This is a genomic window from Pseudoduganella plicata, from assembly GCF_004421005.1.
GTDB classification, from domain to species: domain Bacteria; phylum Pseudomonadota; class Gammaproteobacteria; order Burkholderiales; family Burkholderiaceae_D; genus Rugamonas; species Rugamonas plicata.
Window position 1 is genome coordinate 3561084 of the sequence record NZ_CP038026.1, and the last position, 15255, is coordinate 3576338.

18 protein-coding genes, 1 tRNA gene and 1 pseudogene are annotated in these 15255 nt (G+C 64.7%); 9 read left to right on the forward strand and 11 right to left on the reverse strand.

The genetic code is table 11. The features are described from left to right. Positions 1-2: 2 nt before the first annotated feature. The 4 genes from E1742_RS15575 to E1742_RS15590 form a co-directional block, all read right to left on the reverse strand. Positions 3-266, reverse strand: coding sequence for a hypothetical protein (locus E1742_RS15575; protein WP_134385893.1), 264 nt, complete (start codon positions 264-266; stop codon positions 3-5). Next, complete coding sequence (locus tag E1742_RS15580) at positions 263-2095, reverse strand: aminopeptidase P family protein (RefSeq protein WP_134385895.1); 1833 nt, start codon at positions 2093-2095, stop codon at positions 263-265. Before E1742_RS15580 ends, E1742_RS15575 begins: the two co-directional genes overlap by 4 nt. Before the next feature lie 75 nt (positions 2096-2170). After that, positions 2171-3247 (reverse strand): alpha/beta fold hydrolase, encoded by a 1077-nt coding sequence (locus tag E1742_RS15585; protein ID WP_229466003.1) that lies wholly within the window; start codon positions 3245-3247, stop codon positions 2171-2173. A 103-nt stretch (positions 3248-3350) separates the two neighbouring features. Beyond that, complete coding sequence (locus E1742_RS15590) at positions 3351-4508, reverse strand: PEP-CTERM sorting domain-containing protein (protein ID WP_134385897.1); 1158 nt, start codon at positions 4506-4508, stop codon at positions 3351-3353. 205 nt (positions 4509-4713) lie between these two features. Here E1742_RS15590 and E1742_RS15595 point away from each other — a divergent pair, with 205 nt between their 5' ends. Beyond that, a complete protein-coding gene (locus E1742_RS15595; protein ID WP_134385899.1) occupies positions 4714-5067 on the forward strand; it encodes an MmcQ/YjbR family DNA-binding protein in 354 nt (117 codons plus the stop codon). Positions 5068-5140: 73 nt separating this feature from the next. After that, the gene (locus tag E1742_RS15600; RefSeq protein WP_134385901.1) at positions 5141-5716 is read left to right on the forward strand and encodes a hypoxanthine-guanine phosphoribosyltransferase; all 576 of its coding nucleotides are present in this window, start codon (positions 5141-5143) and stop codon (positions 5714-5716) included. Positions 5717-5845: 129 nt separating this feature from the next. Here E1742_RS15600 and E1742_RS26820 read toward each other — a convergent pair. After that, positions 5846-6253 (reverse strand): annotated as a pseudogene (locus E1742_RS26820) (ATP-dependent Clp protease proteolytic subunit); the annotation flags it as partial. Between E1742_RS26820 and E1742_RS27395 the strand changes: the two are divergent. Beyond that, entirely contained in the window at positions 6170-6421 is a 252-nt protein-coding gene (locus E1742_RS27395; RefSeq protein ID WP_371860161.1) for a hypothetical protein, read from the forward strand. The pseudogene E1742_RS26820 and the gene E1742_RS27395 sit on opposite strands and share 84 nt — an antisense overlap. Positions 6422-6538: 117 nt before the next feature. After that, a complete protein-coding gene (locus tag E1742_RS15610) occupies positions 6539-7225 on the forward strand; it encodes a hydrolase (protein WP_134385903.1) in 687 nt (228 codons plus the stop codon). 76 nt (positions 7226-7301) lie between these two features. On the opposite strand, the gene E1742_RS15615 is transcribed toward E1742_RS15610, so the two are convergent. From E1742_RS15615 to E1742_RS15630, 4 genes are all read right to left on the reverse strand, one after another. Continuing rightward, the gene (locus tag E1742_RS15615; protein WP_134385905.1) at positions 7302-8255 is read right to left on the reverse strand and encodes an NAD(P)H-dependent flavin oxidoreductase; all 954 of its coding nucleotides are present in this window, start codon (positions 8253-8255) and stop codon (positions 7302-7304) included. 379 nt (positions 8256-8634) lie between these two features. After that, entirely contained in the window at positions 8635-9543 is a 909-nt protein-coding gene (locus tag E1742_RS15620; protein WP_134385907.1) for an MBL fold metallo-hydrolase, read from the reverse strand. Next, positions 9540-9983, reverse strand: a complete 444-nt coding sequence (locus tag E1742_RS15625; RefSeq protein WP_134385909.1) for a hypothetical protein — start codon at positions 9981-9983, stop codon at positions 9540-9542. Before E1742_RS15625 ends, E1742_RS15620 begins: the two co-directional genes overlap by 4 nt. A 10-nt stretch (positions 9984-9993) precedes the next feature. Beyond that, positions 9994-10212, reverse strand: coding sequence for a DUF1289 domain-containing protein (locus E1742_RS15630; protein WP_134385911.1), 219 nt, complete (start codon positions 10210-10212; stop codon positions 9994-9996). A gap of 268 nt (positions 10213-10480) precedes the next feature. Between E1742_RS15630 and E1742_RS15635 the strand changes: the two genes are divergently transcribed. Further along, positions 10481-11497, forward strand: a complete 1017-nt coding sequence (locus tag E1742_RS15635) for an extracellular catalytic domain type 1 short-chain-length polyhydroxyalkanoate depolymerase (RefSeq protein WP_134385913.1) — start codon at positions 10481-10483, stop codon at positions 11495-11497. Here E1742_RS15635 and E1742_RS15640 read toward each other — a convergent pair. After that, positions 11484-11705 carry a cysteine-rich CWC family protein gene (locus E1742_RS15640; RefSeq protein WP_134385915.1) on the reverse strand — a complete coding sequence of 74 codons (222 nt, stop codon included), beginning with the start codon at positions 11703-11705 and terminating at the stop codon, positions 11484-11486. The genes E1742_RS15635 and E1742_RS15640 overlap by 14 nt on opposite strands. 163 nt (positions 11706-11868) lie before the next feature. Here E1742_RS15640 and argB point away from each other — a divergent pair, with 163 nt between their 5' ends. Both argB and E1742_RS15650 read left to right on the forward strand, forming a co-directional pair. Beyond that, complete coding sequence (gene argB / locus E1742_RS15645) at positions 11869-12795, forward strand: acetylglutamate kinase (protein ID WP_181259275.1); 927 nt, start codon at positions 11869-11871, stop codon at positions 12793-12795. A 59-nt stretch (positions 12796-12854) separates the two neighbouring features. Beyond that, positions 12855-12929: transfer RNA gene (locus tag E1742_RS15650), tRNA-Thr, on the forward strand. A 38-nt stretch (positions 12930-12967) separates the two neighbouring features. Here the strand turns inward: E1742_RS15650 and E1742_RS15655 are convergent. Next, a complete protein-coding gene (locus E1742_RS15655) occupies positions 12968-13891 on the reverse strand; it encodes a TraB/GumN family protein (RefSeq protein WP_229466005.1) in 924 nt (307 codons plus the stop codon). A gap of 23 nt (positions 13892-13914) precedes the next feature. On the opposite strand from E1742_RS15655, the gene E1742_RS15660 reads away from it, so the two are divergent. Together E1742_RS15660 and slmA are read left to right on the forward strand one after the other, a co-directional pair. Then, positions 13915-14640, forward strand: a complete 726-nt coding sequence (locus tag E1742_RS15660) for a pyrimidine 5'-nucleotidase (RefSeq protein WP_134385917.1) — start codon at positions 13915-13917, stop codon at positions 14638-14640. Positions 14641-14666: 26 nt separating this feature from the next. After that, positions 14667-15242, forward strand: coding sequence for a nucleoid occlusion factor SlmA (gene slmA, locus E1742_RS15665; RefSeq protein WP_134385919.1), 576 nt, complete (start codon positions 14667-14669; stop codon positions 15240-15242). Positions 15243-15255 lie beyond the last annotated feature (13 nt).

The window sequence follows — 15255 nt, forward strand, 5'->3', positions numbered from 1 at the left end:
GATTACGCCTTCGGCGGTTTTTTCGTCAGCTGTTTTTCAAACGCGACATCGAGCTTGCTGATGCGCCGTGGTGTCTGCGGTCCCTGCGCATTGACGAACGCGACGAATTCGTCCAGCTCCATCGGTGGGCACAGCGGCGGCTGGCCCGGCCCCTCGGTCAGGAAGAAATGGCCGCTGCCGGTACGCGACATCGACCAGCCGGGATTGCCGCTGCGCTCCTTGAGCCGGTCGATGGCGTTCGAAGCACGGGTGGAGCGGTTGCTCATAATGGTGTTGTCCTTTCTTCCAGCCATGCCAGCGCGGCGCCCTGCACGTGCGGACGCAGGCGCTGCAGCACGGTGGCATGGTAATCGTTCAGCCACGCGACTTCGTCGGCGCGCAGCAAAGTGCGGTCGATACAGCGCGTATCGATAGGGCACAGGGTCAGTGTTTCAAAGGCGAGGAATTGGCCGAACTCCGTCGTGCCGGCAAGCCGGTTGAGCACGAGGTTCTCGATGCGGATGCCCCACTTGCCGGGCCGGTAGATGCCGGGCTCGATCGACGTGATCATGCCCGGTTCCATGGCCGTGTGCGGGTCCGGCATCGTCGACGGGGAGATCGACTGCGGTCCCTCGTGCACGTTCAGGAAGTAGCCGACGCCGTGTCCCGTGCCGTGGCCGAAGTCGATGCCGGCCGACCAGATCGGCGCGCGCGCAATGGCGTCCAGCAGCGGCGAGCGAGTGCCGCGCGGGAAGCGCGTGGCCGACAAGGCCATCATCCCCTTCAGCACCAGCGTGAAGTCGCGCCGGTGCTCCACCGTGATCGCACCGACCGGTACGACACGGGTGATGTCGGTCGTGCCGCCCTCGTACTGCCCGCCCGAATCGATCAGCAGCAGGCCATCGCCCTGGATGCGTGCGCAGCCGGCAGGCGTGGCGCGGTAGTGCATGATGGCGCCGTTGGCGCCGAAGCCGGCGATGGTGCCGAAGCTGGGGCTGACAAAACCGGGGCGCCGCGCCCGCGCCGCCGTGATGTGGCGGTCGATGTCCACCTCCGTCAGCGGTTGTTCGTGCCGGCGTGCCAGCGCGTCTTCCAGCCAGGCGAAGAATTCACACAGGGCCGCCCCGTCCTGCTCCATCGTGGCACGCACGTGGGCCGCCTCGTCATCGGTCTTGCGCGACTTGGCAAACGTGGTCGGGTTGATCGCTTCCAGCACGGTCAGCTGCGTCGGCACGGCCTGGCGGGTGCCGTGCGTGACGCGGCGCGGGTCCAGCAGCAATGTCGTCCCCGGCGCCAGCTCCGCCAGCGCGTTGGCCACGTCCGTGTACGGCGCCACGTCGACGCCGTCGGCTTGCAGCGCGGCACGTACGTCGGCCGGCACCTTGCCCTCGGCGACAAACAGCGTGGCGCGCTCCGGTCCAACCAGTGCGTGCGCGACGAAGATCGGGTTGTACGACACGTCCGCGCCGCGCAGGTTGAACAGGTAGGCGATATCGTCCAGCGTCGAGATCAGATGGCGTTCGGCGCCGTGCTGGGCCATCGCCACGCGCAACGCGGCCAGTTTGGCGGCACGCGACGTGGTTGCATACGGCGGCAGGTGCTCGGACACGGGCGCGTCGGGCAGGCCGGGCCGGTCGGTCCAGACGTCGTCCAGCACATCGAGGTCCGTGCGCAGCGCAATGCCGCGCGCGTCGAGCGCCTGGCGCAACTGGCGGGCGATCGCCAGCCCCAGCACGGCGCCGTCGACGGCGATCACCTGGCCCGGCCGCAACGTCTCCGCCAGCCAGTCGATGTACTGCGTGCTGGCGCCGGACGAGATCTTCATCAGGGCGATGCCGGTGCCGGCCAGCTCGTCCTCGGCCTGCGTCCAGTAGCGGCCATCGGTCCACACGCCGGCGAAGTCCTGCGTGGCGATGAACGTGCCGACGGAGCCAGTGAAGCCGGACAGCCACTGGCGCCCCTGCCAGCGCGGGGGCAGGTATTCGGACAGGTGCGGATCGGACGACGGCACGATGCACGCGTCGACGCCATGGCGGCGCATGGCCTGGCGCAGCGCTTCCAGGCGGGCAGGAATGTCGGCTTGGGTAGACAGGGGCGGTGTGGGCGGTGTGGACATTGTGCGCATTGTGCGGCTGTAGCCTTGGTCAAGGCCTAATGATACAACTTGCCGTGTTTCCACCGCCGCTGCCACTCAGTGCAGGATGCGCGGCGTGGGATCGCCGTGGTGCGTCGTCTGCTGGAAGTCCATGCCGGGCCGGCCCTCGACCATGTCGCGCACGGCACGCACGATTTCGTCCTGCGCCACGTAATGCAGCATGTGGCCCGCATCCTGCACCGTATGCAGCTGGCTTTGCAGCAGTTCGCGGTGCAGACGCTCGGCGTTCGGCGCGGGTGCCACCATCTTGTCGCCGCCCCCCGTGAAGATCGTGACGGGCATGGTGATTTCGCCGTAGCGGTGCCGCAGCGCCGCCGCTGCGGGAATCATCAGCGCCGACTCGGCGCCGGCCGCGCGCAGTTGCGAAGGCCGCAGCGACAGCCACTTCGGCCAGCGCGAGAAACTGCTGGCCGGCGCCCTGGGACTGAAGATGCGCCGCACCAGCCGGTTCCATGCCAGGCGGCCCAGCAGCGGCGACACGGTGTAGCGCATCACGTCGCCCAGCACGGGAATGGCCGGCGCCGCCGCCAGCGCCACGTCCAGGCGCGGGCTGGGGTAGTAATAGCCGGCCAGCAGCACCAGGCCGCGCACCAGCGTCGGATTTTCCATGGCCATGGACAGCGCCACCAGCGTGCCCCAGGAGTGGCCCAGCACCCGGGCCTGATCCACGCCGAGCTGGATCAACGCATTGCACAGCAAGGTGGCTTGCTCGGCCGGTGTCCAGACGGTGCTGCGGGGACGCTCGCTGTAGCCGAAGCCGGGCCGGTCGAACGCGATCACGCGGTGGTCCTTCGCCAGCATGTCGATCAGGCCGGACAGCTCGAAGTCCTGCGACGTGGCGCCATTGCCGTGCAGCAGAACGACGACAGGGCCGGCGCCCCGCTCCAGATAGTGCAGCCGGACGCCATCGACGTCGACGAACTGGCCGGCCGGCGGGTGCTCCGCCTCGGCCTGTTTCGTCTTGCTGCGTACGACCAGATAGGCCGCCGTCAACGCGCCCGCCGCCACCAGCAGCTTGGTACCCAGCGAAATCCGGGCGGCCGGACGCAGCGGGTCCCGATTCGCCAGCAGCCTTTCATGCAGGTTCCAGTTGTGTCCACTCATCCTTGCCATAATGACTCCCAAGATTCAACCAGTTGACTGACAGGCTAAATCAGGGTGGCGCCAGACTTTGTTAGGGCACTAACACAGGCATCATGAAAGGCGCAACAGCGGGTCAGGCCGTACGGCGACGGCGCCAGGCCGCCAGCACGCCCAGGCCGCCGATCAGCATGGCGTAGGTGCCGGGCTCCGGCACCGGCAGCGGCACACCAGGGGGTACACCCGGTGGCAGCAAGATGGGGGCCTGGTCGGGCGTCAGCAGCACGTACTGCAACGCGCCGCCGTTGCGCCGGGCGGTGGCAAGGATCTGGCCCCGGTCGTTCAGGTCGAGGACGCTATCGATCCACCAGCCGTCCTCGTGCAGCAGCGTGTTCAGGTCGATGGTTTCACCGCCCGCGTACAGCCAGAAGCGGAGATTGTCGCCGCTGCCGACCACCTGGCCGGCGTTGTTCATGTCCAGCACGACGTTGGAACGGTCGGTCAGCCCCAGCGCCGTGACCTTGCCGTGATCGTAGAGCCATGCTTCATTGCCGTTCGGGCCCCACTCTTTGCCGGCGATCTGGGCGGCATCGTTGATGAAGACTGCACCATTGGCGGTGATGTCCAGCGAACGCATCGCGCCATCGGTGTAGACAAAAACAGTGTTCTTATCGGCATCGGGGCTGGTCGTCGACACGCCGACGATCACCCCCTGGTTGTTAATGCCATGTGCCGAAGCGGTGTTGCCACCCAGCGTGCCGAGGTCCGTCGTCTGCCCGTTCTGATAAATGATTGCCCGGCTCCACGGCGAGCGGTATTCGCAGCCCCAGTCGCTACTGGAGCATTCGGAATTGTAGTGCGAACCGCTGCCCACCACCACACCGCTGTCGTTCATGGCCCTGGCATAAGTACCGCCGCGATAAATATCCGGATACAGCGGTTTTATTTCCTGTATTACCCCGTTCTTCAGGACATATGACCGGTCCATTTCAAGATTCTGATAATTGCCCCATACCGTGTAGGCAACGGTGCCGTCGTTGCCGATGAAGGCACTGGCGTCCCAGCTATAATATCCCACCTCATATTGCTTCAGCGCACCGTTACTGTAGACATTGACATTATATCCGTCTGTACCGACGATATCGCCCGCATTGTTAATGCTGTTCCAGACGGCGTCCCCCTGCGGAGACAGGGAGCTGAGGTTGGTCAGGGAAAACTTCGATTGCGCGTGCGCTGCCGCAGAGAGCAGGCAAAGACTTACCGCCACCGCTTTCATGTAGATCTGGTTTTTCATATATTCACTGAACGTAGGTTGAGTCACCTATTTGAGACAAGCTGGTGACGGGCTGTTTTATAAGACTGTGCCATGCTATCGCAATTATAAAGATATTGAAATAGCAACATCACTTCCGTACTGTAAGTTACTCCCCTCTGGACGAGTCTGGCAGAACCGACTACGCTGGCAGCACAGGCCATTCCCTGCTCACCGACCGTTTGTCATGAACCTCAACAAAGCAAAAACACTGTGCCGCGGCTTTCCCGGCGCAACGGAAGACATCAAATGGGGCGAAGCCCTGGTGTTTTCCGTCGGCACGAAAATGTTTGCGCTGACGGGCGCGACACCGGGCGCCAGCAGGATCAGCTTCAAGGTCGACGACGATGCGTTTCTGGCCCTGACCGACCGCCCGGGCATCGTCCCCGCGCCGTATCTGGCGCGGGCAAAATGGGTGCAGACTGCCGACCCGAAGGCCGTTTCCGATGCCGAGGCGGCGCAATTGCTGATCCGGGCGTATGAGCTGGTATTCGCCAGACTGACGAAGAAACTGCAGCGCGAGATTGCCGGGGCGACCTGAGCACTGCCACGTGCGACCGTCGCGCCCAATATGACGGATAATCGGGCCATTACTCACCCCGCCGTCAACGCATATGTATGAATTTCACCATCAACGCGCCCGCGCCCTGCTCGACAACGCGGAAGAGATCTTTGACGCAGCCGCCGTGCAGCACGCCGTCAGCAATGTGGCGCGCACGCTGAACGAACGCTTCGGCCACGACGACGAATTCCCCCTTGTGCTGGGCGTGATGGGCGGCGCCGTCGTGTTCACGGGCCACCTGCTGCCGCAGCTGACCTTTCCCCTTGAATTCGACTACATCCACGTCAGCCGCTACGGCGACGAGGACCGCGGCGGTGAAGTGGTGTGGAAGGTCGTGCCCCGTTCGAACGTCGAGGGCCGCACCGTCATCGTCGTCGACGATATCCTCGACGAGGGCGAAACGCTGGCGCACGTCAAGCAGCGCCTGCTGGACATGGGCGCGCGCGAAGTCGTCATCGCCGTCTTTGCCGACAAGGCCATCGGCAAGATCAAACCGATCCATCCCGATATCGTCGGGCTGACGATCCCCAACCGCTTTGTCGTCGGCTTCGGCATGGACGCTTACGGCTACTGGCGCAACCTGCCGGGCCTGTGGGCCCTGCGCGGCGAGGATCTGTCGACGGGCTGACCGTTCGGCCCTGGGGACACTCCAGCGCTGCATCGGCCAGGCCATAATCGACGGCGCTGCGGGCCGACATGAAGCCGACATGAAGTTGTCTCGCTCCCTGCCGCGGGCAATGCAAGCGCTATCCTGGCCCGTGTTCTCCGCCATGATGCGGTTGAGCTGCTCGCGCAGATACAGCACTTCCTTCGTATGGATTTCCACGTCCGCCGCCGTCTCTTGCGATCCGCCGCTGGGCTGGTGGATCATGATGCGGGCGTTCGGCAGTGCGCAGCGCTGCCCTTCTCCTGGCCGCCAGCAGGAACGCGCCCACGCTGGCCGCGAAGCCCGTGCAGCCACCGCCGGGCGGATGAAGCGCAGCGTGTCCATAATCGCCATACTTGCGTAGACGGACCCGCCCGGGCAGTTGATGGACAGTGAGATGTCCTTGTCCGGGTTGTCCGCCTCCAGGAACAGCAGTTGGGCGACGACCAGGTTGGCCGTGTCGTTGCCGATGGGGCCGACGAGGAAGACGATGCGCTCGCGCAGCAGCCGCGAATCAATGTCGTAGGCCCGTTCGGCGCGGCCCGTCTGTCGATCACGGTGGGGATCATCATGGTGTGGCTCGGGTGGTGGCGGCCGCGCCGCGGCGCTGGCCAGCGCGTTTGTCGCGGCAATACGCGAACAGGACAAGGCGGCAATGCTCCGCCTGCTGGCGCCGAAGTCGCGTAACCCGGGTCGCGTAACCCCACTTTGGGGGAGACGCCTGCCCCTTCCTAAGCCCGATGGGCGCGGGCGCGCGAAAGACTTACCATTTTTGCATACCCTACAACCGACGAGGTACAAAAAATGAGCAATGCAAAACTGGAAGTCCTGACCCCGCACAACAGCCAGATCATCTTCATCGATCACCAGCCGCAGATGGCATTCGGCGTGCAGTCGATCGACCGGCAAGTCCTGAAGAACAACACCGTCGCGCTGGCCAAGGCGGCGAAAGTGTTCAACATCCCGACCATCATCACGACTGTGGAAACGCAGAGCTTCTCGGGCAATACGTACCCGGAACTGCTGGACGTATTCCCGGGCCAGCCGATCCTGGAACGCACGTCGATGAACTCGTGGGACGACCAGAAGGTGCGCGACGCCCTGGCGCAGAACGGCAGGAAGAAAGTGGTCGTTGCCGGCCTGTGGACGGAAGTGTGCAACAACAGCTTCGCCCTGTGCGCGATGCTCGAAGGCGACTACGAAATCTACATGGTGGCCGACGCGTCGGGCGGCACGTCGAAGGAAGCGCATGACTATGCCATGCAGCGCATGATCCAGGCCGGCGTCGTGCCGGTGACCTGGCAGCAGGTGATGCTGGAATGGCAGCGCGACTGGGCGCACCGCGACAGCTACGATGCCGTCATGGACATCGTCAGGGAACACTCGGGCGCATACGGCATGGGCGTCGACTACGCCTATACGATGGTGCACAAGGCCCCGTCGCGCCAGGCATCGCAGCATGAGACGCTGGCTCCGGCGCCGGCCAGATAAGCGAGATAGAAATAACCGGAGCCAGGCACCGGTTATTTTCAAAACCGGTGCCTGGCTCCGGTTTTCCAGTTTTTGCTTACAGCGCCAGCCGCGCGCGCGCGGCGGCGTACTCCGCCTTCAAGCGCTCCACCATCTCGGCCACGGTCGGGATGTCGTCCATCAGGCCCACCCCCTGCCCCGCACCCCAGATATCGCGCCACGCCTTGGCGCTGCCGGAGCCGAAGCTCATCTTGCTCTTGTCCGATTCGGGCAGCGCTTCCGGATCGAGGCCGGCGGCGACGATCGATTTCTTCAGGTAGTTGCCGTGCACGCCCGTAAACAGGTTGGTGTAGACGATGTCCGCCGCTGCCGATTCGACGATCGCATCCCGGTAATCCTGACTCACGTTCGATTCCTGCGTGGCCAGCCAGCGCGAGCCGATGTAGGCAAAGTCGGCGCCCATCGCCTGCGCGGCCAGGATCGCGTCGCCGGTGGCAATGGAGCCGGACAGCGCGATCGGGCCGTCGAAGAACTTGCGCACTTCGCCCACCAGCGCGAACGGCGACAACGTGCCAGCATGGCCGCCGGCGCCCGTGGCGACGAGAATCAGGCCATCGACCCCGGCTTCCAGCGCCTTCTGCGCGTGGCGGATCGACACCACGTCGTGCAGCACGATGCCGTCGTAGCTGTGGATCGCGTCCAGCATCTCCTTTGGCGGCGCGCGCAGCGACGAAATGATGATCGGCACCTGGTGCTTGACGCAGACTTCGACGTCATGCGCCAGGCGGTCGTTCGACTGGTGCACGATCTGGTTGACGGCGATGGGGCCGACCTTGTTGTCCGGATTGGCGCGCTGGAAATCGGCCAGCTCGGCCTGCAGGTCCGTCAGCCACGTATCGAGCAGCTCGGCCGGCCGCGCGTTCAGCGCCGGAAAGGAGCCGACAATGCCGGCCTTGCACTGCGCCGCCACCAGGGCCGGGCCGCTGGCGATGAACATCGGCGAAGCGATAACGGGAAGGGACAGGTTTTGCAGCACTGGAGGCAGGGCCATGGTCGACTCGCGCAAAGTAAGTAAAGGTTAAGGGAGGATGCAGCCGATTATAGACCCGAAAAAGTACGGTCGTGCGAATTCTAGATGGAACGCTCTATCCACAGCCGCACCGTGTCCCACCAAGGTGACAACATCGGGGTCAGGCACAAAAACTGTCACAAGCTCAGCCTTTAAGTGGCTGGCGCCGAGGCCGTGACAGTTCTTGTGCCTGACCCCTTTGTTGTCACGAGCTCGGCTGTCAGGCGTTGACGAGGTAGTCGCCCTCGGTGACAACATCGGGGCCAGGCACCAGAACTGTCATGAGCTCAGCCTTTGATGGCTAGCGCCGAGGCCGTGACAGTTTGCGTGCCTGACCCCTTTGTTGTCAGGAGCTCGGCTGTCAGGCGTTGACGAGGTAGTCGCCCTCGACCTTCGCGGCCAGTCCCCGCACCAGTTGCTTGATGGTCCACGCGGCCAGCTCTTCTTTGCTTTTATGCAGGTAGCGCCGGTTCGATTCGACGACGACCGGGATCGATGCCAGCAGCGGCGCCACGTCCGCCACGGCGATCTTCTGGCGGTCCAGCAGCAGGAATTTGAGCAGCACCTTGACGCCGTATTCCGCATTGTTGGATGGCTTCGACGACAGGAAATCGAGCCGGCGGCGGGCCCGCTGCAGCGCCGCGCCGACGTCGTCGAAGACGGCGCCGTGGCCCGGGATGACGATGTCCACGTCCAGTCCGGCGATGACGTCCAGCGTGGCCGCCGCCTCGGCGAAGCCGGCGTCGCCTTCCAGTTCCGGGAAGATGACGCCGAAGCCGTTGTGCCACAGCGCGTCCGCGGAAATCAGCACTTTATATTGCGGGCAGTACCAGATCAGCGAATGGGCGTGGTGGCCGGGGGCGCCAAGCACGTGCCACTCGTTGCCGCCCAGCGTCAGGATGTCGCCCGGCGCTACTGTGCCGGCAATGGCGAACCGGGGACATTGCTGGCCGGTAGCCTTGAACGTCAGCGCGTCCTCGTCCCAGCGGCGCACCTTGTCCTCTTCCTCCGCCGGCACATAGGTGGCGCAGCCGTAATGCGCCTGCAGCGCCGCGTTGCCGCCGCAGTGGTCCGAATGCAGGTGCGTCGTATACAGGCGCTGCAGCGGCCGGCCCTGCAGCGCGTGGCGCACCAGTTCCACGGTCTGCGGCGCGTGCGTGACGTAGCCGCTGTCGACCAGCGCCGTGTCGTCGGGGCCAGCCAGCAGGATGTTGTTGGCGGAGAGCCAGCCGCGTTCGAAGACGCGGATGGAGTCGGGTAATGTGTTCATCGCTTTAACTGGAAAGCCAGGGATATCCTGGCGAATTCCACCAGCACGTCCTGTGTGCCGCCATTGAACGTGGCAAACGCCGTCCCGGTGCGCACGATCATCCGCGGCGGGAAAAGCCACGACAGGTACGGGATGCCGATCATCTTCGCGCCGCGCACTTCATCCCAGCGCACCCTTTTATCGATCACGCCCGTCTGGCGGATGCCGTCGGCGTCGATGGTCGTCGTGGCATGCAGGAACCAGTACAGGCTGACGGCCAGCATCGCACCGGCTCCCAGCAACAGGGCCTGCACGCCAAAGCTGAACGCCGGCAGCGGATAGCGCACGGCCACGCTGACGGCGTAGGCAGCCAGCGCGATCGTCAGGATGGCAGCGATGGTCTTGAAACCACGGCCGTAGCTTGGCCCCGAGATGGTGCGTTCGGGTCGATAGAAGGACATGGGCGGTAGCTTAATCGAAATCGATCGTCTGCTCGCGGCGCCGCAATTGGGCCCACACGGCGCGCTTGTAGTCGTCGCTGGCATTGGCCCATGCGACGATTTCGTCAATCGTGCGCAGGCAGCCCTCGCAGTAACCCGTATCGCGATTCATCTTGCACAGACTGACGCACGGGGACGGCACGGGCGATGCCAGAGGCGGTGCACTCTCCGGCGGCGGAACAGAATTCATGGTGAGGTGGAGTTGAATGGTAAGCCGTATTCTAGCCGATACAGTGTGGCGCCGGTCCGTGGCGATTCTGGCTATACTGGCCCGAAACAAGGCCCGTGGAACGCGATTGATCGAACACGGAGCGCCGAGGAGACGCAGTCCCGAAGTGCGCCAAGGTTGTACTCGAGGAAGAGTGTACCCAGCGTGCAGGTAGCGCGGCGGCAGTCATTGCGGTGTGAAATCCGCAAGGCTGGCGCAACTGACGAATCCACCAGCCTCCGAGGTACTCATGAAACACGGTCAACTATGGTTTACCCAGGTCCGAAAGACGGCGGAAGCCATCTTCGGTCGCAACGCCTTCCCTGACGGCACGTTCGACTTTCCTGCGGCCTTCGAGCTGCCCGAAGCCGTCTTCGACGCGCCGCCACCCGTGCCGCCTCCCCTGCAGCCGGGGGCCCGGTTTCTGCACGGCGTCTACAGCAACGATGCAGGCACGCGCCGCTATAAGCTCTATATTCCGTCGACATGGCGGGGGCAGCGGCTGCCCCTGGTCGTGATGCTGCACGGCTGCGCGCAGGATCCGGACGACTTCGCCGCCGGCACGCAGATGAACGCCGTGGCCGAGGAACGCAAGTGCTTCGTGCTGTATCCGGCGCAGTCCCCGGATGCCAACAACTCGCGCTGCTGGAACTGGTTCAATGCGCTCGACCAGCGTCACGGCCAGGGCGAGCCGTCCATCGTCGCCGGCATGACGGAACAGGTGCTGGCGCACTATCCCGTCGCACGCAACCAGGTGTATATCGCCGGCATGTCCGCCGGCGGCGCGATGGCAATCATCGTTGGCACGCTGTATCCGGAGCTGTTCCGCGCCGTCGGCGTGCATTCCGGCCTGCCCTACGCAGCGGCGCGCGACCTGCCGTCGGCGCTGTCGGCCATGCAGCGCGGCGCGGCGGGCGCCAGCCGCACCAACAGCGCCGGCCTGCCAATGATCGTGTTCCACGGCGACCAGGACACGACCGTCCATCCGGTCAACGGCGAGGAACTGCTGGCGCAAGGCCTGCGCAGCCACCCGCTGGGCGGCACCTCGCGGCCATCGCGGCTGGCGGGCCGCGTACCGGACGGCCATGCCTACACGCGCATCAAGCACTGGCTGCACGACGGTTCGCCGCTGGCCGAGCACTGGGTGATCCACGGGGCCGGCCATGCCTGGTCCGGCGGCAGCGCGACGGGCAGTTATACCGATGGCAAAGGGCCGGATGCCAGCCGCGAAATGATGCGCTTCTTCAGCACCGTCAGGACCGGCTAGGCGGCGCCGGCACGGCCGCGGGATGGGCCAGAATATGGGCGCGCAGGCATGTCGGACACCAGCAGCCGACAGCAGCCTGCACGTCCGGCACCGGCACGGCCGGGGGCAAGGTCGTGCACCAGCAGGGTGCAGGGTCGGCCTTGCCGTCGGGCCCCGGGACCGCCATCGCACAGTGAAAGGTCGCGCCGCAGCGCTCGCAGGTGCTCATGGGGCGAGCCTAGCGCAAGCGCGTCGAAAATACAATCTTTGGCCCTATAATGCGCAGGCACGCCGTAAAATCGCGCTGCGCCGCGACAGGCGCGCCGCCGGCCGCCGTGCCGGAGCCTGCCGCTTCGCTGTAAAATCGCCACAATATTTTTACCGGACCCGCCATGACCCAACTGACCAACTTGAGCCTGGACATGCCAGCAGACGACCTGACCGCGGTTTCGCCGCAGATCAAGGCACAAATCCTGGCCGAGGCTCTGCCGTACATCCGCAATTTTCATGGCAAAACCATCGTCATCAAATACGGCGGCAATGCGATGACCGACGAGCGCCTGAAGCACGGCTTCGCGCGCGATGTGATCCTGCTGAAACTGGTGGGCATGAATCCGGTGGTGGTGCACGGCGGCGGTCCGCAGATCGACAATGCGCTGAAAAAAATCGGCAAGCAGGGCACCTTCGTGCAGGGCATGCGCATCACCGACGAGGAAACCATGGAAGTGGTCGAGTGGGTGCTGGGCGGCGAAGTGCAGCAGGATATCGTGATGCTGATTAATCACTACGGCGGCCAGGCCGTCGGCCTGACGGGCAAGGACGGTGGCCTGATCCGCGCGCGCAAGATGGCGATGCCTGACAAGCAGAATCCCGGCCAGTACCTGGACATCGGCTTTGTCGGCGAGATCGATGCGATCAATCCAGCGGTCGTGAAAGCGCTGCAGGACGACGCGTTCATCCCGATCATCTCGCCGATCGGTTTCGGTCAGGATGGCCAGGCCTACAACATCAATGCCGACGTCGTGGCCGGCAAGATCGCGGAAATCCTGAAGGCTGAAAAACTGATCATGATGACCAATATCGCGGGCGTGCAGGACAAGAACGGCAACCTGGTCACCGACCTGTCGGCGCGCGAGATCGACGAGATGTTCGCCGACGGCACCATCTCCGGCGGCATGCTGCCGAAGATCTCGTCCGCGCTGGACGCGGCCAAATCGGGCGTCAATACGGTCCACATCATCGACGGGCGCATTGAACATAGTCTGCTGCTGGAAGTGTTGACCGAACAGGCGTTTGGCACTATGATCCGGTCTCATTAAAAAATCGGCGGCGCAGCAGCAACAGTAGTCACAACGCAGCGCCGCCCGGTTCTTTCAATGCCCTTTTAGCTCAGTGGTAGAGCACTCCCTTGGTAAGGGAGAGGCCACGTGTTCAATCCACGTAAAGGGCACCATCGGTTCAGCTCCCTGCCCGCAGCACCCTCCCCGCCTGTCAGTACACCCGCTCCACCCGCAATCCTTTCTTGCACAGCAAGTCCGGCACGCTGCCTGCGCCAACCAGGTGCAGCACGCCGATGGCTGCCACGCTGCGCCGCTCCGTCTTGAGCAGGTGCGCGACGCCGTCCGCCAGGCCCGGATTGCGCTCGGCCAGCAACACCTGGCTGACGAATTTTCCGGAGTAGGTCGTGTCGCTGGCAGTCTTGGCCGCAATGCGGTCCAGTGCCGCGGCGTCCGCGCTTTGCCACGCCTGGGCGATGACGCGCGCGTCAATGGCCTGTTCCTTGTCCTCGATCGCGTCGATGCTCTCGCGCAGGAAGCGCGCCTGGTCGGCGGCGCTCATGCGTCCGAACAGCGCCATCTGCGCACCGACCGACTCCAGTTCCACCACCTTCTGGCCGCGCGCATGCGCCTGCCGCGACAGCCAGGCATCGACGGCCAGGTCGGCCTGGTAGCCCTGCGCCTCGAACTCGCGCACGGCTAGCAGGCTGGCGATCATCCACGGCTTCATCAGCGCCACCGTGCGCGGGTCGATGCCGTACTGGCGCAGCAGGCGATCGAGTTTCGGCCGATACGCGGCGGGCAGCTCGGCGCTGGCCGGCCCGCGCCCGTTCTGGTACATGCCATGTTCGCGCACGGCACGCGCGATCTCGTCCTGCGCGCCGAGCGGATCGACTTCCAGTGCCAGCGCGTCCGCCTCGCGCAGCGCCGTCATCAGGCGCGGCTCCAGCGGATAAAAACTGTTTGCGCCCACGTGGATGGTGCCGAACAGCCAGGCCACGTGGCTGCCCTGCTCGATGCGAAACAACGCGCCCCGGTTGGGCGCCAGCCCGCTTTCCCGTGCATGGGAGAAGGACGGCGCCAGCCCGGTCGTAAACCAGAGCAGGCTCGTAAACATCACTATAATCAGGCGTCTCATGCTGTCCTTCTATTTCAACAGACGTGAATATTAAACCCTCCGCACCGGTCTGGCTGTTCGACCTCGATAACACGCTGCACAACGCGTCCCACGCCATCTTCCCCGCGATCATGGCGAACATGAACACGTATATCGCGCGCGTGCTGGGCGATGGCGTCACGCCCGCCGGCATCGACGCCGTCAACGCGGCGCGCACGCTGTACTGGAAGCGCTATGGCGCCACGTTGCTGGGACTGATCCGGCATCACGGCGTGCGGGCCGACCACTTCCTGCGCGAGACGCACGACATGGACGACCTGCTGTCGATGATTCGCCACGAAAAAGGACTGGGCAGCTTGCTGCGCCAGCTGCCGGGACGCAAAATCCTGCTGACCAACGCGCCGCATCGCTACTCGACGAAGGTCCTGCGCCACCTGGGCATCCACCGCCAGTTCGCCCACCACATCGCCATCGAATCGATGCGGGTCCACGGGCAGCTGCGGCCCAAGCCATCGAAACTGTTGCTGCGCAAGGTCATGCGCCACCAGCGCGTGCCGGCGCGCCGCTGTATCCTGGTCGAAGACACGCTGGCCAACCTGCGCACGGCCCATGCGCTGGGGATGCGCACGGTGTGGGTTACGCAGTACCTGAAAGTGGGCGACCCGATCGGCACCGCCCATCCGCCAAAACGGCTGACGCGGCCCGGTTGGGTCGATGTCAAAGTAAAATCCGTCCGGAAGCTGCCGGCCCGCTTGTCCCGGCTGCTCTGATTCCCGCGTTTTTTCAAAGAGAACCCATGGCAAGCACACCTCCTGGCCAACGCAAGCTGCAAATCCTGCAAGCCCTCGCCACGATGCTCGAGCATCCGAAGGGTGAGAAGATCACCACCGCCGCACTGGCGCGCAAACTGGAGGTGTCCGAAGCGGCGCTGTATCGCCACTTCGCCAGCAAGGCGCAGATGTTCGAAGGGCTGATCGAATTCATCGAATCGACCGTGTTTGGCCTCATCAACCAGATCGCCGAACGCCAGCAGGACGGCCTGGCGCAGGCGCGCGATATCCTCGGCATGCTGCTGCAGTTCGCGGCCAGCAATCCGGGCATGACGCGCGTGCTGATCGGCGACGCCCTCGTCAACGAGGACGAGCGGCTGCAGCAGCGCATGAACCAGTTTTACGGGCGCGTCGAGCTGGCGCTCAAGGGCGCGCTGCGCCAGGCGGCCGCCGAAGGCCATGGCCATGAAGCCGATGTCGCCGCGCGCGCCGACCTGCTGGTCAGCTTCGTGCTGGGCCGCTGGCACCGTTACGCGAAAAGCGGTTTCCAGCTGGCGCCCGGCCAGGAAGCGGCGGTGCAGATCGCCCTGCTGCTGCATTGACGCCGTTACCGAT

Excerpts from the sequence above, each read along its gene's own strand:
- E1742_RS15575 (WP_134385893.1), bottom strand. The coding sequence starts at position 266 with ATGAGCAACCGCTCCACCCGTGCTTCGAACGCCATCGACCGGCTCAAG.
- E1742_RS15580 (WP_134385895.1), bottom strand. The coding sequence starts at position 2,095 with ATGTCCACACCGCCCACACCGCCCCTGTCTACCCAAGCCGACATTCCT.
- E1742_RS15585 (WP_229466003.1), bottom strand. The coding sequence starts at position 3,247 with ATGGCAAGGATGAGTGGACACAACTGGAACCTGCATGAAAGGCTGCTG.
- E1742_RS15590 (WP_134385897.1), bottom strand. The coding sequence starts at position 4,508 with ATGAAAAACCAGATCTACATGAAAGCGGTGGCGGTAAGTCTTTGCCTG.
- E1742_RS15595 (WP_134385899.1), top strand. The coding sequence starts at position 4,714 with ATGAACCTCAACAAAGCAAAAACACTGTGCCGCGGCTTTCCCGGCGCA.
- E1742_RS15600 (WP_134385901.1), top strand. The coding sequence starts at position 5,141 with ATGTATGAATTTCACCATCAACGCGCCCGCGCCCTGCTCGACAACGCG.
- E1742_RS15610 (WP_134385903.1), top strand. The coding sequence starts at position 6,539 with ATGAGCAATGCAAAACTGGAAGTCCTGACCCCGCACAACAGCCAGATC.
- E1742_RS15615 (WP_134385905.1), bottom strand. The coding sequence starts at position 8,255 with ATGGCCCTGCCTCCAGTGCTGCAAAACCTGTCCCTTCCCGTTATCGCT.
- E1742_RS15620 (WP_134385907.1), bottom strand. The coding sequence starts at position 9,543 with ATGAACACATTACCCGACTCCATCCGCGTCTTCGAACGCGGCTGGCTC.
- E1742_RS15625 (WP_134385909.1), bottom strand. The coding sequence starts at position 9,983 with ATGTCCTTCTATCGACCCGAACGCACCATCTCGGGGCCAAGCTACGGC.
- E1742_RS15630 (WP_134385911.1), bottom strand. The coding sequence starts at position 10,212 with ATGAATTCTGTTCCGCCGCCGGAGAGTGCACCGCCTCTGGCATCGCCC.
- E1742_RS15635 (WP_134385913.1), top strand. The coding sequence starts at position 10,481 with ATGAAACACGGTCAACTATGGTTTACCCAGGTCCGAAAGACGGCGGAA.
- E1742_RS15640 (WP_134385915.1), bottom strand. The coding sequence starts at position 11,705 with ATGAGCACCTGCGAGCGCTGCGGCGCGACCTTTCACTGTGCGATGGCG.
- argB (WP_181259275.1), top strand. The coding sequence starts at position 11,869 with ATGACCCAACTGACCAACTTGAGCCTGGACATGCCAGCAGACGACCTG.
- E1742_RS15655 (WP_229466005.1), bottom strand. The coding sequence starts at position 13,891 with ATGAGACGCCTGATTATAGTGATGTTTACGAGCCTGCTCTGGTTTACG.
- slmA (WP_134385919.1), top strand. The coding sequence starts at position 14,667 with ATGGCAAGCACACCTCCTGGCCAACGCAAGCTGCAAATCCTGCAAGCC.